This window comes from Brevundimonas sp. (genome assembly GCF_041688735.1).
Classification (GTDB): Bacteria; Pseudomonadota; Alphaproteobacteria; order Caulobacterales; family Caulobacteraceae; genus Brevundimonas.
The window spans coordinates 22148-41708 of record NZ_JBDNHO010000025.1 but is presented as its reverse complement, the minus strand read 5'-3'; the positions used below and the strand labels follow the sequence as shown (position 1 = coordinate 41708).

Genomic DNA, 19561 nt, shown 5'->3' with positions numbered 1-19561 from the left:
GGTCGAAACGCCCTCTCACAAAACCGCTCATCCCCGCGAAAGCGGGGACCCAGTCCTTTCGCTGAACAACCCTGTGGCCGATCGGCTGTCGGACCCATTGTCCGCACCGGCGCGCACAAAGCACGGGGTCCCCGCTTTCGCGGGGATGAGCGGAACCGAGGCATGATCCCCGTCCCCGGCTTTGAAGGGCGGCGCATCGCGGTCTTCGGCCTGGGACGGTCGGGGCTGACGGCGGCGCGCGCGCTGAAGGCGGGCGGGGCCCTGCCGGTGCTGTGGGACGACAGCGTGTCCAGCCGCATGCAGGCCGAGGCGGAAGGGTTTGCGGTCGAGGACCTGACCGCCGCCGACTGGTCGGGCTTCGCCGCTCTGGTGCTGTCGCCGGGCGCGCCGCTGACGCATCCCAAGCCGCACTGGACGGTGGACAAGGCGAAGGCGGCGGGCGTCGAGATCATCGGCGACATCGAACTGTTCGCCTGCGCGCTGGACGCCCTGCCAAAGGGCGAGCGGCCCCGCGTCGTCGCCATCACCGGCACCAACGGCAAGTCGACGACGACGGCGCTGATCGGCTGGGTGTTCAAGCAGGCGGGGATCACCACCCACGTCGGCGGCAACATCGGCATCGGCGTGCTGGCGCTGCCGGCCCCCACGCCCGACGCGGTCTATGTGATCGAGGTGTCGAGCTACCAGCTGGACCTGACCACGAGCTTCGCGCCGGACGTGGCGATCCTGACCAACGTCAGCCCGGACCATCTGGAGCGGCATGGCGGGATGGATGGTTATGTGGCGGCCAAGGCCAGGATTTTCCAGGCTCAGGGGCCGGACGGTGTCGCGCTGGTGGGGGTGGATGAGGACTGGGGAAAGGCCGTCACCGATCGTCTTGGAGACGCGGGTCGCGCGGTGACTATGGTCATGTCCGCTCATCCCGGCGAAAGCCGGGACCCAGTGCTTTCGTCGGAGCGCGGTGACGGGAATGAGCGACGGGACTCATCGTCCATGCCGGAGCGGCCAAAGGACTGGGTCCCGGCTTTCGCCGGGATGGGCGGATGTATCGGGGTGGCCGACGGTGCGCTGACGTTGCAAGGCACCCGCATCGACCTGACCTCCGCCCGCTCACTCCCCGGACGTCACAATGCCCAGAACGCCGCCTTCGCCTGGGCCGCCGCCCGGGCGCTCGGGGTCTCGCATGACGCCGCCGTACATGGCCTGATGACCTTCCCCGGCCTGGCCCACCGGATGGAAGAGGTCGGACGCCTCGGCAAGGTCCGTTTCATCAATGACTCCAAGGCCACCAACGCCGACGCGGCGCGGCAAGCGCTCATGTCCTACGCCCGCTGCTTCTGGATCGCCGGTGGGCGGGCCAAGCAGGGCGGCATCGACGACCTCGAGGAGCTGTTCCCCCGCGTGGTGGAGGCCTTCCTGATCGGCGAGGCGGCGGGACCGTTCGCGGCCCGGCTGGGCGACACGCCGCACCGGATCAGCGGCGACATGGCGACCGCCGTGCGTCAGGCCGCCGAGGCCGCCGCCGCCACGGGCCGCGAGGAGGTGGTTTTGCTGTCCCCCGCCAGCGCCAGTTTTGACCAGTATCCCGACTTCGAGGCGAGGGGCGAGGCTTTCCGCGCCGCCGTTCTCGGCCTCGGCGCCCGACCCTTCTCTGGCCCCGCGAGCGCGTCATGACCCAGAGCTACAGCCCCGCCTTCTCGCGCAACGATCAGGGTGCGATCGCCAAATGGTTCTGGACCGTCGACCGGGGCCTGCTGGCCGCGGGCCTGACGCTGATGGCCTTGGGCGTGGCGCTCAGCTTCGCCTCCAGCCCGGCCGCCATCCTCGCGAACCAGTCGATCTCTGACCCGTTCCATTATTCATGGCGGATGATCGTCTGGGCCGGACTGGGCCTGATCGCCATGCTGGCCAGTTCCCTGCTGTCCCCGCGCGGGGTCCGGCGGATCGCGGTGCTGGCGCTGCTGGGAGCCATCGTCGTCATGGCCGCCCTGCCGTTCATCGGCAATGAGGTGAAGGGAGCCGCGCGCTGGGTGAACCTCGGCCCGTTCAGCCTGCAGCCGTCCGAATTCGCCAAGCCCGCATTGATCGTCTTCGCCGCCTGGATGTTCGCCGAGGCCCAGAAGGGGCAGGGGGTGCCCGGCGTCAGCATCGCCTTCGCGGCCTGGGCCGTGACCGTCTTCCTGCTGCTGATCCAGCCTGACATCGGCCAGACCCTGCTGATCACCACCACCTTCATGGCCGTCTTCTTCATGGCCGGGGTGCCGCTGAAATGGGTGGCGGCGTTGGCGGCGGCGGGCGCGGCGGGCGTCGTCGGCCTGTATTTCGCCTTCAGCCACATGCGCGACCGCCTCAGCCGTTTCACCTCTCCGGAGACGACCGACACCCACCAGATCGACCGCGCGTTAGAAGCCATTCGCTCGGGCGGACTGGTCGGCCGCGGTGTGGGCGAGGGGGTGATGAAGCGCTCGGTGCCCGACCTGCACACCGACTTCATATATTCCGTCGGCGCCGAGGAGTTCGGCCTGATCCTGTCGCTGGTCATGATCGGTCTTTACGCCTTCATCGTGCTGCGCGGCATGCGCAGGGCGATGAAGCTGAACGACCCCTATGAGCAGACCGCGGCGGCGGGCCTGTTCATGCTGATCGGGTTGCAGGCCTGCATCAACATCGCGGTCAATCTGAACCTGATCCCGACCAAGGGGATGACCCTGCCCTTCATCAGCTACGGCGGCTCGTCGATGCTGGCCATGGGGCTGACAATGGGGCTGGCGCTGGCCTTGACCCGCCGCCGCCCCGGTGCCTACGAGCCGGGGGCCAGCCTGCCGCAGGGCCGGCGGATACTGCCGTAAGGGCCGCCATGTCATCGAAAGTCTGCGTCGTCGCGGCCGGGGGTACCGGCGGTCACATGTTTCCGGCCGAGGCGCTTTCGCGCGAGCTTCAGGCGCGCGGCTGGCGCATCGTCCTGGCCACCGATCATCGCGGCGAGGCCTATGCCCATGACTTCCCGGCCGAGGAACGGATCGCGCTCGACGCCGCCACCGGGCGCGGGCCGATCGGGATGGCCAGGGCCGGCGTGGCCATTGCGCGCGGGCTGTTCAAGGCCCGCGCGGCGCTGAACCGGCTGGACGCCGCCGTGGTGGTCGGCTTCGGCGGCTATCCGTCCGCCCCGGCCCTGCTGGCCGCGCTGAGCCAGAAGCGGCCGACGCTGCTGCATGAGCAGAACGCCGTGCTGGGCCGCACCAACCGCTGGCTTTCGCCCTATGTCGGCGGCGTCGCCTCGTCCTTCCCCAATTTGCGGAAGGTCCCGCCCGCCGTCGCCGGACGCGTGACCCTGGTCGGCAATCCGGTGCGGCCCGACATCCGTGCCCTGTTCGACCGGCCCTATCTCGCGCCGACGGGTGATGGCCCGATCCATGTGCTGGTCACCGGCGGGAGCCAGGGCGCCCGCATCCTGGCCGAGACCGCGCCCCGCGCCCTGGCGGCTCTGCCCCCGCCCTTGCGCAAACGTCTGCGTGTGCAGCAACAGTCGCGCGCCGAGACGCTGGAGGCCGCCCGGGCCGTCTATCAGGCCGCCGGCATTGAGGCCGAGGTCGCCCCCTTCTTCGGTGACATGGCCCGGCGGCTGTCGGCGGCCCATCTGGTGATCGGTCGCGCTGGGGCCTCGACCTGTTCCGAGCTGGCGGTGGCCGCCGTGCCTTCGCTGCTGATCCCGCTGAAGATCGCCATGGACGACCACCAGCGCTTCAACGCTCTCAGCCTCGCCGAAGCCGGCGGGGCCGAGGTGATGCTGGAGGATGAGGTGACGGTTGAGGCCCTGACCGTCGTCCTCTTGTCTCTGCTGTCCGATCCCGCCCGACTGTCCGCCATGAGCGCCGGTGCCCGGTCCGCCGCCCTGCCGGACGCGACCGGGGTCCTTGCCGATATGGTCGAGGGGTCGGTCCGCCCTGCCTGAATCGTCAGGGCTGGGCCGCGAAGAGTTGCGCGGCCGAAGCACGCGCCGCCGTCAGGGTGGGCACGGGCCGGGTGCGGGGACGCTCGGTCGTGCAGGCGGCTCCCATGGTCACGGCACCCGGCGTGCCTGCGGCAGGCACTGCCGCCGCCGCCGGTCCGGCGTCCGTGCGCATGTGGGTCGCATCCTGATAGACGACCGTGCGTACGGTGTGCACGGTTCCCGCTGTGCAATCGACATCCCATTCCATCGCCAGGGTGTTCGCGCCGCCGGCGATGGGCTGTTTCAGAAACAGCCAGGTCCAGACCTGTCTGTGACCCGTCTCGACCGTCTTCGGCATGGTCATGAAGGCGACGACGCCGGGGACCTGGAAGATCTGGCGCATGGGTTCGTCGGGGCCCTGGGTGACGTCCTGAGTCCGGGCGGTCGCCGGGATTGCCACGGCTGTCGCTACGGCAAGACAAAGTGCGAGTGATTTCATTTAAGCCTCCCTGTCCGGATTATGGCCGAAAAACGGCGCTGCGCGAGTCCCGGAAGCGTTTGAATTCGATATTCAATGCCGGGTTACAAGCCTGCCATCGCTGCGCGCCCAACGCGAACCGCGTCGGCCAGGTTGTCCGCTTCCGCCTCACCCGCCGATACATCATCGAGGGGCCGGCGATCTTCGGCTGGTTCGTACGATGCGAGGTGCCGGGGTCGCAGTCCTCCCCCCGAGCGCAGCAACAGGGGGAGGGGGACCGCCGGTACGGCGGTGGAGGGGGCTTGCCCCACAAACCGGCACTTGCAGTTGGCCCCCTCCACCATCCTTCGGATGGTCCCCCTCCCCCTATGGGGGAGGATTTAAGCCACCAGCGTTTCAGCCTGCCGCAGGTCCACGCTGACCAGTTGCGACACGCCGCGTTCGGGCATGGTCACGCCGTAGAGGCGGTCCATCCGGCTCATGGTCACGGGGTTGTGGGTGATGACGATGAAACGGGTATCGGTGCGCTTTCTCATCTCGTCCAGCATGCGGCAGAAGCGGTCGACGTTGGCGTCGTCCAGCGGGGCGTCGACCTCGTCCAGCACACAGACCGGAGCCGGATTGGCGAGGAAGACGGCAAAGATCAGCGCCGCCGCCGTCAGGGCCTGTTCGCCGCCGCTCATCAGGCTCATCACCGACAGCCGCTTGCCGGGCGGGCAGGCGTAGATTTCCAGCCCGGCCTCCAGCGGGTCGTCGCTTTCGACCAGTTTCAGCTCGGCCTGGCCGCCGCCGAACAGGGCCTCGAACAGGCTTTTGAAATTGGCGTTGATGACGTCGAACGCCGCGACCAGCCGCTCGCGGCCCTCGGCGTTCAGCTCATCGATGCCGTCGCGCAGTTTGGCGATGGCGCTGGTCAGGTCCGACCGTTCGGCCTTCATGGTCTGCAGTCGGTCGCCGTAGTCGTTGGCCTCGGCCTCGGCCAGCAGGTTGACCGCGCCCAGCGCCTCGCGCTCGCGCTCCAGACCGTAGAGCAGGCTTTCGGCCCCGGCCGCGTCCGGCGGACTGGCGATGGCGTCGTCGGTCAGCTTGCGGGCCAGCTCTTCCGGCGACATCTGGGCCGTCTCGCGCAGGTTCGCCTCGGCATCGGCCAGACGCTCGGTCGCCGCCTCCGCCCGCGCCGCCAGACCCGCCCGGGCCTCGCGCGCCGCCGAGGCCGAGCTCTCCGCCGCCCGCGCGCCGCGATCCGCCTCGGTCGCCGCGTGCTCGGCCACGGCGAGGGCGTCGGCGGCGGCCCTGCGTCGCGTCTCCGCCGTGGTCAGGGAATCCAGCAGGGACGATCGCTGCGTCATTAGCTGTTCCGGCGCGTTCGACGCCGCCTTCAGCCGCCCAGCCGTCTTCTCCGCGTCGGTCTCCAGCACGGCGATCCGCGCCGTCGTGTCCTTCGCCCGCCCGGCCCAGCCGTCGCGTTCGCGCGTCAGCCCGTCCAGCCGCGACTGGCGGCCCGCCACTTCGCGCGCCTCGGCGTCGCGTTCGACCCGCGCCGTTGACGCCGCGCTCCGCGCCGCCTCCGCCGCCGCCCGCGACACCGTCAACTCCGCCCTGAGCCCGTCCAGAGTCTCCGACGGCGCCTGGCCCCCCTGGGCCTCCGCCAGAGCGGTCGTGTCGACCTCCACCTCAAGCGCCAGCCGCGTCAGGGTCTCGTCCAGCGCCTGCGCCCTGGCCTCATTGCGGGCCTGTTCGCGGCCCAGCGCATCGACCCGGTCGCGGGCGGTCGAGACGGCCTTGTCCAGCGGGAAGGGTGCCGCGCGAGCCGTCCTGACCGTCTCCTCGGCGGCGCGGAAAGCCTCGGTCGCCGCCTTCAGCGCGGCCTGCGCGGCTTCCAGCGCCGGTTTGCCGTCATCGATGTCGGCTTCCAGCTCGGACAGTCGCGTGCGCTGGGCCAGTCGAACGGCCGCCGGGCGCGGAGCCTCGGCGCGCTGGACGAAGCCATCCCAGCGCCACAGGTCGCCCTCGCGCGTCACCAGCCGCGCCCCGACCGGCAGGGCCCTGGCCAGCCGTTCGATCTCGTCGCGCGCCGCCACCCCGCAAAGGGCGAGGCGCGCCTGCAACTGGTCCGGCGCCGAGACATGGTTCGCCAGCGGCTCGACGCCGGCAGGCCACGCGGGAGAGGGGACATCCGCTCCCGCCCACCAGGCCGCCGCCCGCGGGTCCAGTGCCGCGTCCAGATCGTCGCCCAGCGCCGCAGCCAGCGCGGCCTCATAGCCCTTGCCCGCCTGAACCCGGTCCAGCGCCGGGGGATGCTCGCGCCGACCCTGCGTCAGCAGCTGAGCCAGTCCGCGCGCCTCGGTCTGCAGACGGCCCAGCCGGTCCTCGGCCGCCCGCGCCTGTGTCCGCGCCTCGGCTTCCGCTCGCGCCCGGTCGCCCCGGTCGGCTTCTGCGGCCTCGACCGCCGCCCGCGCCGCCGACAGCGCTGCCTGCACCGTCTCCAGCGCGACGGTCGCCGCATTGATCTCGGGCGTCTCCAGCGGGCCTATCGCCTCACGCTCCGCCTTCGCCGACGACCACTGGGCCTGGGCCCGCGCCACCCGCGCCTCGGCATCGCGCCTGCGGGCGGTTTCGGCGTTCACGCGGGCCTCGATCGAGGCCACGGCACCCGCGACCCGCTCTACCTCGGCGTCCGCCGCCCTGCGCGCGTCCTCGGCCGGGGCGAGGGCGGCCTCCAGTTCGGGACCACGCGTCGGCGCGCCCGCCATCTCGGCCTTCAGCGTCTCCAGCGCCGCGTTCAGCCGCGCCAGCTCGCCCCCGGCGTCTCCGGCCATGGCGGTCTCGCGTTCAATGTCGGCGGCGATGCGCGCGCCCTCGGCGATCAGCCGCTCGACCTCGGCGCGCGCCGCCTGTTCGGCCATGTCCAGCCGGTCGCGTTCCAGCGATGCGCGGTGGAGCAGAGCGCCAGCCACGGCGTCCTCCTCGCGGGCGGGCTTCAGCGCGTCCTGGGCGTTCAGCGACGCCGTCTGCTCTCGGCCCGACGCCGAGGTGGCCTCCAGAACCGCGCGTTCGGCCTCGGCCAGTTCCCGCGTCGCGCCCTCGGCCGCCACCCGCGCATCATTCCAGCGGACGTAAACCAGCGCCGCCTGAAGCGCCCGGATCTCGGCCGAGATCTTCTTGTACTTCTCGGCCTGCCGCGCCTCGCGCTTCAAGCGGGCAAGCGTGGTCTCGAGCTCGCGGCCGATGTCGTCCAGCCGCTCCAGATTGGTCTCCGCCGCCTTCAGCCTCAGCTCCGCCTCATGACGCCGGGTGTGCAAACCGGCCACCCCACCGGCTTCCTCGAGGATGCGGCGGCGGTTCTGCGGCTTCGCGGCGATCAGCTCGCTGATCTGTCCCTGGCGCACCAGAGCGGGCGAGTTGGCACCTGTCGAGGCGTCGGCGAACAGCAGCTGCACGTCGCGGGCGCGCACCTCCTTGCCATTGATGCGATAGGTCGAGCCCTGACCCCGGTCGATGCGGCGCGACACCTCGATAATGGCGCTGTCGGTGAAGGGCTGGGGAGCCTTGCGCTGGGCGTTGTCGATGGTCAGCTGGACTTCGGCGTGGTTGCGCGGCGGGCGGTCGGCGGCCCCGGAGAAGATGACGTCATCCATGCCCTGACCGCGCATGGCCTTGGCCGAGTTCGCTCCCATGACCCAGCGCAGGCCTTCCAGCACATTGGACTTGCCGCAGCCGTTGGGGCCGACCACCCCGGTCAGGCCCGGCTCGATATGCACCTCCGCCGGGTCGACGAAGGACTTGAAGCCCACGAGCCGGAGGCGCTGGAACTGCATCGGCTAGGGCGTCACCGACCGGCCAGCAGAGGCTGCAGGACGGCGTCGAAGGCCGCGACGTCATGCGTTTTCGACGTGAGCAGAACGGGACTGCCGTTGACGAAGAAGGCGGGCGTGAACTCGACGCCATCGTCGATGGCTTGTTCCCCGCGGGCCTCGACCACAGCCTTGCCCGCCGGGTCCTGCATGCAGGCGTTCATCTGCTCGATCGTCATGCCGCCGGCCGCTCCGGCCTGCGCGAGCCAGATTCGGGCTGCGGCGGGATAGGGCCCGGCCTGCAAGGCGGCCTGACCCCGAAAAAGGCCGTCCAATACGTCGTCGTAGCGGTCTTCTGGCGCGCACCGGGCCATCGTGGCACCGGCGACGGCCAAGGTTTGAGGCGGGGTCGGCAGGTCGCGGTAGACGATCCGGACCTGACCGTCGTTCACATACCTGGCCTTGATCGTCGGCAGGTCGGTCGTGTGCCAGGCGGCGCAGTGGCCGCAGGTCGCCGACAGATAGACCGTGAGGGTGACGGGCGCGTCGGCGCTGCCCAGGGTCCGGTCGTCCGGACGCACCGGCTCGATCGCCTGCGCCATGACGACCGCAGGCGCGAGCGCCGCGATCAGCATGGGCAGCAGGAAGCGAAGCAGACGCGCCACGTCCCGGCTCACTTGGCCAGTTCGGCGTCGATGGCCTTGGACAGGTCGGCCAGGCTGGTGCCCGACTGCGATCCCGGGGTGATGATCTTCACGCCGTTGACGAAGAAGGTCGGCGTGCCGTCGACGCCAGCGGCGCGCGCGGCCTTGGCGCGTTCCTCGGCACCCGTCAGGGCGGCTTCGTCGGTGATGCACTGCTGGACGCGTTCGTTGCTCAGGCCGGCGCCGTTGCCGACGCGGAACAGGGTGGCGCGGGGATCGGCGCGCATCTCGTCCTGGCTGGACAGCAGTTCGTGCACGACGTCGAAATACTTGTCGTCCCCGGCGCAGCGCGCGATGGCGAAACCGGCGATGGCTACCTGGGCCGGCGGCGTCGGAATTTCGCGGAAGACGTAGCGCACCTTGTTGGTGTCGACGTAGGCGCGCTTGAGACCGTCCCAGTGCTCGGCCTGCCAGGCGGCGCAGACGTGGCAGGTGATCGACGCATACTCCACCACGGTGACCTTGGCCCCTTCGGCGGCGCCCAAGGCCATGTCGCCGTCGACAGGCGCGCCCGCGCCACCGCCGCCGCAACCGGCCAGGGTGGCCATGGCGGCCAGGGTGGCGGCCGTCATGGCGGCGCGGCGGTTCATCGCGGCGTATCTGGTCCTGCCGCTGATCTGGGCGCTGATCTGGTCGCTCATGACGTGGTCCTTGCTGTCGCGGGGCTGCTGGAGTTTCGCGCGATTCCCCGCAAAAGCGCGCACATGGGTTTTCGAGAACAGAAGCGGCAACATTACGCCACGACTGTCGCCGATATCCTATCCAAGGCCCCAAAGCCAAGCGATCCCCGGAGGATTGGACCTGCGGTCAACGCGAGCGGACTCGCCGACGGTCTGGATGGGTGGGGAGCGGACATCGCCTCCGCACGCCGCAACTGTCCTTACGGCACCAAGAGCGATGCTTACCAAGTCCCCGGAAACACGACATTCCGCTCAAGCTGGCCTGGATTGAGACGGTAAGCTTGTCGGTTTGTCATTTGAGACGAATTCCGACCCTCTGCGGCCGGCGCAGTTCATGGCCTCGATAATCGCCGCGCATCGAACCGGAGGGTCGAACCGGAGGGTCGAACCGATCCGCAGCCTCTCTCTCAATCAGAATTCCAGTCGCCTCATTGCGCGCCTTCACCTGTGGCCAGGCCGCGGCCTTCGATCGAGATGCAGCGCTGCCGGGTGCCTTGCTCGCCCGGTTCCGTGCGGGCGACAAGGCTGACGGCCTCGCCGCCCGGACCATAGGTGGCGAGCCACTGACAACCGGTCTGCAAGTCGGTGAGCACGAACAGGTTCGCCTCGGCGGTGGGCGTCTTGGTAAAGGTCGCTCCCAGAGCCGCGGTCCGCAGAGCCCCGACCGGATCGTTGATCGCCCCCTGTATCTCGGACGCACGCGCATTCAAGCTGTCAGCCGCAGTGCGAGCCGCCTCTGCCGTCTTTTCTATCTCGCGCAGGGCCGACGTATCGATCGGCTCGCACGCGGCCAGAGCCACCACGGCCGATAAGGCAACCAGCGTGGTGCGGATTGTGGATATCATCAGGCAAGTCCCTTCAAGACAAATGGGCCGGTGATGCGAATCGACCGCCCCTTAACCGCGATCAGACGCGGATATCGAATGTGTGCCGGCTGGGTCGGCGGGTCAGCGTTTCATCGTTGATGGCGCCAGCGGGATCGACGGGTCGATCCGTGGGCGTGCTCTGATGCCCAGCCACCCGGCCCGTCATCTGGGAGAGCTGAACGGCCCATGCGTGAGCGGTTGGGTTGAATGGTGCGCCGACCCTCATCTTCGCTCATCTTCGCTCTGGATCAGGTCATAAGGTTCGGGATCGACGCCCAGGAGTTTGCAAAGTCGCAGGATCACGGCCCGTTCTTCGGCGTCAAGGCCGCCGTCGGCTTCGGCGACCGAGCAGGCCGTCTCGATCAGCAGACGAGAGGCGCCCGGCTGGCCTCGCAGGCGCGCGACCGCGAGCTCCGCCGTCTCCTCCCCATCGTCGAGATCGCGCTCGAACCGCAGGTTCAGCGCTTCGAACAAGGCCAGCACGTCGTCGGTGCCGAAGAAGGCGATCGTCGGTGAGTTACGCATGCGGTCGAGCATGCGCGTGCGCTCGTCGGCGGTGACCCAGCCGTCGGCCTGGGAAACCATGGCACAGGCGGCCACGACCGCGTCCATCTGGACGATGTTTCCGGGAGTCCAGACGTCGTTCTGGTCAATCCCGGGACGTTTTCGCAGCAATCTGTTGGACTGGGGCATTGGGCCTCGCATTGCATCGCCGGTTATGCGGCGATCGGCTGTTGATATGGGAGCGATCGGGGTCGGCGACCGGGGGAAGCCGCCGACCCTCCTCTTCGCTAGCGCGACCCGACCGCCTTCTGGCGACCGTCGAGGACGGCGAACCGGTCCTTGACGGCCGGCTTCTTCTTCTTGATGTCCGCGACGGTGCGGTCGTCCCCCGGCGCCATCTTAAGCAGGGCATGAAATCCCTGCAGCCTGCGCGCCAACGCAATAGTCATGCGGCCTCTCCTTCTCTGATGGGGAGAGCTCGACGCCGAAGCCGACGGTTCGATGGGGGAGAACAGCCGGACCCCGTCATCGAGCGCACCCGATGCGATCCGACATCACGATCGCCAGCGATCGTCAGAGGGGCCCGGGCCGCTCCGATAAGCTGCCGCACTTCCGATGCGGGCGCCAATAAGAAGTTCTGATGCCAGGCATCACAAAGCAATATGCTCGCGATCCGGCAATAGAAGCACCGGCTCGGACAGTCGCGCGCTGACCGGCGAGACTGGGTTAAGTCTGCGATACGGAAAGCGGCACCCTGGTCGGTCAGCGTCATGACGCGTTGACGCGTCGTGTGTATGCCGTCATTGACGGCTCCTCCACGGGTCCGGGCCCCTCTGGCAGCCGAGGCGTCGGCTGCGATGTTGGACCCCCGCATGGATGGCGTGACGCGGCGCCTGTTTCTTTATTATGAGGTCCGGGATGCTTGAGTCCCTTCCATTTCTGGCCGCGACCTATGTCGGCCAGCCGATATGGCTTTGGCTGGCCTTCCTCGGCTTCATCGGCTTCCTGCTGTGGATCGACCTGGGGGTCGTGAACAACAAGGACGGGGTGGTGTCGGCCAAGAAGTCGGCAGCGATGTGGGCGTCGTTCGCATCCCTCGCCATCGCGTTCGGGGCCTATGTCTACTTCGTTTACGAGCCCGACCCGATCTACTATATGAGTCCCGATAATCTCAATCAGCAAGCCGTTCTACAGTATTTTACCGGCTATCTTCTCGAAACCGCGCTGGCGTTCGACAACATCTTCGTCATCGGGATGATCTTCACCTTCTTCGCGGTCCCACGCGAGTACCAGCATCGCGTGCTGTTCTGGGGCATCATCGGTGCAATCGTGTTCCGGGCGATTTTCATCTCGCTCGGCGCGGCCATCGTGAACGAGTTCACCTGGGTGCTGTTCATCTTCGCCGCCTTCCTGATCTTCACGGGCTGGAAGATGATTTTCGGCGGCAGTCACGAGATGGATCTGAACGATAATCCGATCCTCAAGTTCCTGAAGAAGCGGATGCGCGTCACGGACACGATCGATAATCACAACTTCTTTGTGAAACGACCCGACCCCAAAGGCTCGGGTCGGCTCGTTTTGTTCGCGACCCCGCTGTTCCTGGCCTTGATCATGGTCGAGGTGGTGGACATCATCTTCGCGGTTGATTCCGTGCCGGCGATCTTCGCGGTCACAAAGGACCCCTTCATCGTTTACACGTCCAACATCTTCGCGATCCTGGGCCTGCGCTCGATGTATTTTATGCTCGCCGAGGCAGTCGCCCGCTTCAAATATCTGAAATACGGGCTGTCGCTTGTGCTCGTGCTGATCGGGGTCAAGATCATCTGGAATTTTGGTCTCTACAAGGCTTGGAAAGACATGACCGGTGAGGCGCTGGTGCCCTACCTCGAGCCACAATGGTCCCTTATTGCGACCCTCGCCCTGATCGGTGGCTCCATGCTCTATTCCTGGATCAGGACCCATGAGGGGAAGGACGGGCGGAACCCTCCGGTCGATTGATCTGTCACCCGGTCAGCGTGCTGTCGGGATAGCAAATATGCCGACAGCACCAGCCGCACTCGCCCGAGCAATCAGGCCTGACAGGGAGCCTCGCCTCTTACAAATGCGAACTTAGCCGCTTCAGGTCCAATGTCCGGGCTGGGTCGAAAACGTCTTGTGCGCGTCGCCGGCAAGCGGGCCTAGCGACCGTGGCCCAAGAACAGACACCACGCGTGGCAGACAAGGGTCGAAAGCGGTCAATGACTTCCACCCTTTAATCGACCATCCGGCATAAGCTGGGCTCGACAAGGAAACCCAGCCTTTTTGCAACGTCCCGCGGTTGCCAATTGGAACACGCCAGCGGCGAAGTTCTGTTATCGGCCCGAGCGATCGGTGCCCTTGTCCGGATCGCTGAGGACGGCGCGGCCGAGCCGCTCCAGCGCGCCCTTCAGTGCGTCCGGCGCAGCGGCGACAGAGGCCTTCAGCTCGGCCTCCGCATGGGCAGGAAGGGGGGTGGGCGCGACCTTGCGGGGACGCGGCGCGGCGCAGTCTACCATTGGCTTGACCGGTCCCTGCGCGATCCTCAGCTTGTCGACGCTGCCCGCGCCGAGGAACAGATTGACGCGCTGAAGAATGTCTTCCGACTGATGCTGGACCAGCAGGGCGGCCGGGCCCGCGACGCGCAGCTCCAGCGTTCCACCACCGCCCCGGCTTTTGCTCAGCTTCTGCGGTCGGGTGACGCGCGCCAGCCGCTCGCCGACGATCTCGCGCCAGCGCGGTTCCAGCGCGGCGGCTCCGCGCCCGAACTTGTCGTCCAGTTCCTTGATCAGCCCCTGCAAGGCTCGACCGGCCTTGGGCGCGGGACGCGGCGCGGCGCGCGTGCGTCGCCGCGACAGGATTTCACGCGCTTCGGCGTCCGTTGGCAGCGAGCGGGCCATTTCCGGTCTATAGCGCGAAGGATGCCCCCCGTCTCCGCTATCCGCGCCGCGCTTCTGAACTGGTACGACGCCCATGCGCGGACTCTGGCCTGGCGCAGTTCGCCGGGGACGGCCGCGCGGCCCGATCCGTACCGGGTCTGGCTCTCGGAGGTCATGCTGCAACAGACCACGACCCCGCACGCCACGCCCTATTTCCAGGCTTTCACAGCCCGCTGGCCTGCGGTCTCCGACCTGGCGGCGGCCGAGGACGGCGAGGTCATGGCCGCATGGGCGGGCCTGGGCTATTACGCCCGCGCTCGCAACCTGCTGGCCTGCGCCCGTGCGGTGACGAGAGACCACGGTGGCGTCTTTCCCGATACGGAGGCGGGGTTGCTGGCCCTGCCGGGGGTCGGCACCTACACCGCTGCGGCCGTCGCCGCCATCGCCTTCGACCGGCCCGCCAATGTGGTGGACGGCAACGTCGAGCGGGTCATGGCGCGGCTGTTCGCGGTCGAGACGCCACTGCCCGCCGCCCGGTCGCGTCTGCGAGAACTGGCCGGAACGCTGGTCGGGGACGACCGTCCGGGAGACTGGGCCCAGGCGTTGATGGACCTCGGGGCGACGGTCTGTCGTCCGAAGACCCCGCTATGCGAGCGATGCCCCCTGACCGAATGGTGCGCCGCCTACGGTTCGGGCCGGCCCGAACGCTATCCCTTGAAGGCCAGGAAGGCCGATCGCCCCCATCGGTCGGGAACGGCCTGGGTGCTGCGCGACGGGCAGGGTCGCGTCGCCCTCGTTCGGCGTCCGGACAAAGGCCTGTTGGGCGGCATGCTGGGTCTGCCCACCGGCGACTGGACCGCGGCGCCCCAGCCCACGCCGCCGCCCGTCGCGGCCGAGTGGCGCGATGCGGGCGCGGTCGAGCACGTCTTCACCCATTTCTCCCTGACCCTGACCGTCCACGCGGCGGAAGGGCACGGCGACTTCATCTGGACGCCCGAGGGCGAGGCGCTGGAGTCGCTGCCGACCGTGTTCCGCAAGGCGCTGGAGCGCGGGTTGGCTTAGCGAACCAACCGCACGACCACGTCGCCGATCCGGTTACGCGGCACGACCACCGTGTGTCCGTCCAGGCGCTGGAAGGCCAGGTCCACGACGGCGTCCCCGACCCGCAGGTTCGAGATGGTCAGACGTTCGACGCCGGTGGGCAGCATGGGATCGTCGACCTCGATCACTCCCTTGGTCGCATCGACCCGAACCCCCAGCGTCGATTGCAACATCAGGAACACCGATCCGGCCGCCCAGGCCTGCGGCAGGCAGGCCACCGGATAGGCGATGGGCGGCTCGCCCGGCTCACGCTCGAAGCCGCAGAACAATTCCGGCAGTCGCAGATGGAAATGCGCCGCCGCGGAATAGATCTCGGACAGGATCAGGCCGACCGCCTCGCGCTCGCCATACCGGGCCATGCCCGCCACCGCCATGGCCGTGTCGTGCGGCCAGACCGAGCCGTTGTGATAGCTCATCGGATTGAACCGGGCCTGACCGCGCGCCAGGGTGCGGATGCCCCAGCCGGACCGGAACTCGGCCCCCAGCATCCGTTTCGCCACGACCTTGGCGCGCTCGGGCGACGGCAGTCCGGAGAACAGCAGATGCCCGGCGTTCGACCCGATGGCGCGGCACTGCCGCCCGTCGCCGTCCAGGGCGATGGCGTAGAACTGCTCGTCCTCCATCCAGAACAGGTCTTCGACCCGTCGTCTGACGCTTTCGGCCCGCGCCGCCCATTCCGGCGCGCGGTCGTCGCCGAGCGTCAGAGCCAGATCGGCCATCGCCTGCCAGGCGGAATAGGCGTAGCCCTGCACCTCCAGCAGTGCGATCGGTCCCTTCGGGAACTGTCCATCGGCATGGAAGATGGAGTCCTCGGAGTCCTTCCAGCCCTGATTGGACAGGCCGGTGTCGGCACCGCGCTGATAGCGGATCAGGCCGTCGCCGTTGACGTCGCCATAATCCGTCATCCAGCCGACGGCGGCGATCAGATTGGGCCACAGGGAGCGGATGGTCTCGAAATCCCCGGTCCTGCGCGCATAGGCCCCGGCAAGGGCGACGAACAGGCAGGTCGTATCGACGCCGCCGTAATAGAGACCGAACGGCACCTCTCCGAGCGCCGACATCTCGCCGCCGCGGGTCTCGTGCATGATCTTGCCGGGGGCGGAGTCCTGGAAGGCGGAGCTTTCAGTGGCCTGACGCATCGCCAGATAGGTCAGCACCCCCTTGGCCAGGGAGGGATCCAGCCACAGCAACTGCCAGGCCGTGATGATCCCGTCCCGCCCGAACGGCGTCGAGAACCAGGGCACGCCCGCATAGGGATAGGGGCCCGTCGGCAGGTCGCTGGTCAGCAGGGCGACGTCGGCCCGCGACTGGTCCAGCCATTGGTTGAAGCGCGGGCTGCGCGGACCCCGAACCGAGGTGCCCCGCCTGCATCGCGCCCGCATGGCCAGCCGCGCATCGACCGCGTTGGCCCGAAACCGTATGGCGTCCGGAGCCTCGCAGGCGTCGCCGCCGCATTCGATGTACAGGTCGCACCGCTTGCCCATTGGCAGACTGAACATGAATTCCGCCCGCGATCCCGACAGGCGCGCCGGCGGCTCGGAAAAGGCCAGGCAACCTGACCGCCGAACGCCGTCCAGACCCAGATAGCCGAAGGTCACGCGCCGGCCGTCGTGGGTGGGAGTCTCGCTCGCGCCGCGTTTTTCCCTCAGCGTGCCGCGTACCTGGAAGATGTCGGCGAAGTCGGCCGCGAAGTCGAAGGCCAGCGGCAGCAGCAGGTCTTCGGTGCCGTGGTTGACCATCCGCACCCGCTCGAACATGCGCCGTGCACGGACGAAGCGCCGCCGCTCCATGTGGATCACCCCCGCCGGCGCGGACCTCTTGCCCATCGGCGGCAGGGGCCGGTTGGTGGTGTGGCAGGTGAAGAAGACGTTGTCCGAGCCGACGCCAGAACTCAGCCGCGAGGGTCGCGTCTGACCCGCCGTCATGACGAACCGGGACAACAGGCGGGTGTCGCGGTCGAACAGGCCGTCCGCTCCGCCCTTCATGTCGCCCCAGCCGTCGGCCACCACGAAGGTGTCCCCATCCTTCAAGGCCATCAGGCGCTCGGGACCATCCGTGTCCGTAAACTCGGCGGCGTTCGTCGCGACGGAATAGGTATCATCCATGCGGGCTCCGGATTCGGGCGAGGCAGCGACGCTGACCATGGAATGCGAACGCTTTGAGGCCGCATCCCGTTCATCTTGCGCCCATCAGGCGCCGATGGCGAAGCTCTTGTCCTCGTAGGGCCGCAGCGGGGTGACCACGTCATCCAGAGGCGTCTCCGCGAAAGGGCGTTTGGCCAGCAGGTCGGCATAGACGTCCAGATAGCGTCGCGCCATGGCTGTCGCGGAGAACCGCAGCTCGAACCGCGTGCGGATCGCTTCGCGGTCCAGCAGATGCGCTCTTCCCGCAGCCGCGATTGCCTGTTCCAGCGTATCGACCAGGAAGCCCGTCTCGCCATCCTCGATCACCTCGGGGGTGGAGCCGCATTTGAAGCTGATCACCGGCGTGCCGCAGGCCATGGCCTCGATCATCACCAGGCCGAAGGGCTCGGGCCAATCAATGGGGAACAGCAGCGCCTCGGCTCCGCCCAGGAAAGCGGATTTCTGATGATCGCCGATCTCGCCGACAAATTCGATCAGGGGATTGCCGTCGACCATAGGCTTGATGGAGGTCTCCCAGTAGGCCTTGTCCGCCGCGTCGACCTTGGCCGCGATCTTCAGCGGCATGTTCAGGGCGGTGGCGATCTTGATGGCGCGGTCCGGTCGCTTCTCCGGCGAGATGCGACCGAGGAAGGCCAGATAGCCCGACGATTTCGGCGAGAAGGCGTACAGATCGGACGGCATGCCGTGGTGCACCGTCGCCTTCCAATTGGCGAAGGGCAGGGGGCGCCGCTGGTCGTCGGAAATCGATACCAGCCCGAACTGCGGCCACAGTTCATAGACGCCGTCGATGTCCTTCATGTCCAGCCGCCCGTGCAGGGTGGTGAGGGTCCGGTCGGCGTACCGCTCGAACATGGGGAACTGGACCATGTCGGTGTGGAAATGGATGACGTCAAAATCCTCGGCCCGCGCGAGCACCTCCGACAGCATGACCATATGCGCGGCCAGATCGGACTTCAGCGGGGCCGGGTCCAGCCGGATCGCCTGGTCCCGCACCGGGACAAGGCGCGCCCGCGTCTGGGCGTCGGCGCTGGCGAACAGGGTGACATCATGCCCAAGGTCGACCAGGGCGTCGGTCAGATGCGCGACGACACGCTCGGTGCCGCCGTAAAGTTTCGGGGGCACGGCTTCGTAAAGCGGCGTGACTTGCGCGATCTTCATGGCCGTACTCCCGACGCTCCGGGGAGGAGGCGACCAATATGCAACCATCTCGCACTTGCGAAGTTCCGCGAACCGCGGTTTCCCCTGCGGGAACTGCGCGGGTTATCGTCGTTCCAGCGTTAGCCCACGTTCACTGCATCCCGGCGCGAACCTCGGCCCTCAGGGTGTCGATCGACCTAAGTCCCTGATCCGTCTTGAAGCGCCAGTAGGTCCAGCCGTTGCAGGCCGGGGCGTTCTCGAACAGGGCGCCGAGCTTGTGGATCGAGCCGCTCATCTCGCCGGCCACCAGCGAGCCGTCGGCCCGGACCCGCGCCTCGCGCTCACCCTTGGGGCAGTACAGCTTGTCGCCGGGCGACAGCAAGCCGGCCTCGACCAGCGCCCCAAACGGCACCTTCACCTCGGCCCGCTTTGAGCCCATGACCATCAGGTCCTCGGGCGACGCGGGGATCACCGCCTTGATCCGCTTCTCGGCCACCTTGACGTAGGTCTCGTCGCGCTCGATGCCCATGAAATGCCGCCCCAGACGTTTCGCCGCCGCGCCCGTGGTGCCGGTGCCGAAGAAGGGGTCCAGCACCACGTCGCCCGGCCGCGTGGCCGCCAGCAAGACCCGATGCAGCAGGCCCTCGGGCTTCTGGGTCGGATGGGCCTTCTTGCCGTCCGCGTCCTTGATCCGCTCCTCCCCGGTGCACAGCGCCAGGGTCCAGTCGGACCGCATCTGGGTGTCCTCGTTGAAGGCCTTCAGGGCGTCGTAGTTGAAGGTGTAGCGCTTCTGGTCACGCGACCGCGCGGCCCAGATCAGGGTCTCGTGGGCATTGGTGAAGCGCGTGCCCTTGAAGTTCGGCATCGGATTGGTCTTGCGCCAGATGATGTCGTTCAGCACCCAGAAGCCCAGGTCCTGGATCGCCGTGCCGAGCCTGAAGACGTTGTGATAGCTGCCGATCACCCAGATCGAGCCTTCCGGCTTCAGCACCCGGCGGCATTCCGCCAGCCATTCGCGGGTGAAGGCGTCATAGGATGCGAAACTGTCGAACTTGTCCCAGTCGTCATCGACCGCGTTGACCAGGCTGTTGTCCGGCCGCAGCAGGTCGCCGCCCAGTTGGAGATTATAGGGCGGGTCGGCGAAGACCATGTCGACGCAGGCGTCGGGCAGCGATCGCAGCACCGCGATGCAGTCGCCCTTCAGGATCTGGTCGACAGGAAGATCGGACATGGATACGCGGCCCCGCACAGCTTGAAGGCTGATTGGTGAATCATCGCGGTTAAGGGCGGTTTAAGCGGCGGCGCGTTCGTGATGCATGCCGGCCTGG

The 19561-nt window shown here is 68.0% G+C and carries 16 protein-coding genes; 5 read left to right on the top strand and 11 right to left on the bottom strand.

Features of this window, described 5'->3' with window-relative positions; translation table 11 throughout:
- The first annotated feature begins 162 nt into the window (after nt 1-162).
- Genes murD through murG form a run of 3 tightly spaced genes read left to right on the top strand, consistent with a single transcriptional unit; the run spans nt 163 to nt 3952 of the window.
- Nucleotides 163-1674 carry a UDP-N-acetylmuramoyl-L-alanine--D-glutamate ligase gene (murD, locus tag ACESMO_RS03265; protein WP_372706749.1) on the top strand — a complete coding sequence of 504 codons (1512 nt, stop codon included), beginning with the start codon at nt 163-165 and terminating at the stop codon, nt 1672-1674.
- Complete coding sequence (gene ftsW / locus ACESMO_RS03260) at nt 1671-2849, top strand: putative lipid II flippase FtsW (protein ID WP_372706748.1); 1179 nt, start codon at nt 1671-1673, stop codon at nt 2847-2849. Before murD ends, ftsW begins: the two co-directional genes overlap by 4 nt.
- Before the next feature lie 8 nt (nt 2850-2857).
- Nucleotides 2858-3952 (top strand): undecaprenyldiphospho-muramoylpentapeptide beta-N-acetylglucosaminyltransferase, encoded by a 1095-nt coding sequence (gene murG, locus ACESMO_RS03255; RefSeq protein WP_372706747.1) that lies wholly within the window; start codon nt 2858-2860, stop codon nt 3950-3952.
- A gap of 4 nt (nt 3953-3956) precedes the next feature.
- On the opposite strand, the gene ACESMO_RS03250 is transcribed toward murG, so the two are convergent.
- From ACESMO_RS03250 to ACESMO_RS03220, 7 genes are all read right to left on the bottom strand, one after another.
- A complete protein-coding gene (locus ACESMO_RS03250; protein ID WP_372706746.1) occupies nt 3957-4334 on the bottom strand; it encodes a hypothetical protein in 378 nt (125 codons plus the stop codon).
- A gap of 455 nt (nt 4335-4789) precedes the next feature.
- Nucleotides 4790-8227, bottom strand: coding sequence for a chromosome segregation protein SMC (gene smc, locus ACESMO_RS03245; RefSeq protein ID WP_372706745.1), 3438 nt, complete (start codon nt 8225-8227; stop codon nt 4790-4792).
- Nucleotides 8228-8238: 11 nt separating this feature from the next.
- Nucleotides 8239-8868, bottom strand: coding sequence for a thioredoxin domain-containing protein (locus tag ACESMO_RS03240; protein WP_372706744.1), 630 nt, complete (start codon nt 8866-8868; stop codon nt 8239-8241).
- 8 nt (nt 8869-8876) lie between these two features.
- Nucleotides 8877-9548, bottom strand: a complete 672-nt coding sequence (locus ACESMO_RS03235) for a thioredoxin domain-containing protein (RefSeq protein ID WP_372706743.1) — start codon at nt 9546-9548, stop codon at nt 8877-8879.
- A gap of 467 nt (nt 9549-10015) precedes the next feature.
- A complete protein-coding gene (locus ACESMO_RS03230) occupies nt 10016-10432 on the bottom strand; it encodes a hypothetical protein (RefSeq protein WP_372706742.1) in 417 nt (138 codons plus the stop codon).
- Nucleotides 10433-10675: 243 nt separating this feature from the next.
- Nucleotides 10676-11146, bottom strand: a complete 471-nt coding sequence (locus ACESMO_RS03225) for a tellurite resistance TerB family protein (RefSeq protein WP_372706741.1) — start codon at nt 11144-11146, stop codon at nt 10676-10678.
- 98 nt (nt 11147-11244) lie between these two features.
- Nucleotides 11245-11406, bottom strand: coding sequence for a hypothetical protein (locus ACESMO_RS03220; RefSeq protein WP_372706740.1), 162 nt, complete (start codon nt 11404-11406; stop codon nt 11245-11247).
- Nucleotides 11407-11875: 469 nt separating this feature from the next.
- Here ACESMO_RS03220 and ACESMO_RS03215 point away from each other — a divergent pair, with 469 nt between their 5' ends.
- Complete coding sequence (locus tag ACESMO_RS03215) at nt 11876-12955, top strand: TerC family protein (RefSeq protein ID WP_372706739.1); 1080 nt, start codon at nt 11876-11878, stop codon at nt 12953-12955.
- A gap of 353 nt (nt 12956-13308) precedes the next feature.
- On the opposite strand, the gene ACESMO_RS03210 is transcribed toward ACESMO_RS03215, so the two are convergent.
- Nucleotides 13309-13872: a DUF721 domain-containing protein gene (locus ACESMO_RS03210; RefSeq protein ID WP_372706738.1), complete on the bottom strand. Its 564-nt coding sequence runs from the start codon at nt 13870-13872 to the stop codon at nt 13309-13311.
- Between the two features lie 21 nt (nt 13873-13893).
- On the opposite strand from ACESMO_RS03210, the gene mutY reads away from it, so the two are divergent.
- A complete protein-coding gene (mutY, locus tag ACESMO_RS03205) occupies nt 13894-14913 on the top strand; it encodes an A/G-specific adenine glycosylase (protein ID WP_372706737.1) in 1020 nt (339 codons plus the stop codon).
- Here the strand turns inward: mutY and ACESMO_RS03200 are convergent.
- The 3 genes from ACESMO_RS03200 to ACESMO_RS03190 form a co-directional block, all read right to left on the bottom strand.
- A complete protein-coding gene (locus ACESMO_RS03200; RefSeq protein ID WP_372706736.1) occupies nt 14910-17057 on the bottom strand; it encodes a glycogen debranching N-terminal domain-containing protein in 2148 nt (715 codons plus the stop codon). The genes mutY and ACESMO_RS03200 overlap by 4 nt on opposite strands.
- A gap of 84 nt (nt 17058-17141) precedes the next feature.
- Nucleotides 17142-18254 (bottom strand): glycosyltransferase family 4 protein, encoded by a 1113-nt coding sequence (locus ACESMO_RS03195; protein ID WP_372706735.1) that lies wholly within the window; start codon nt 18252-18254, stop codon nt 17142-17144.
- A gap of 130 nt (nt 18255-18384) precedes the next feature.
- The gene (locus tag ACESMO_RS03190; protein WP_372706734.1) at nt 18385-19464 is read right to left on the bottom strand and encodes a site-specific DNA-methyltransferase; all 1080 of its coding nucleotides are present in this window, start codon (nt 19462-19464) and stop codon (nt 18385-18387) included.
- Nucleotides 19465-19561 lie beyond the last annotated feature (97 nt).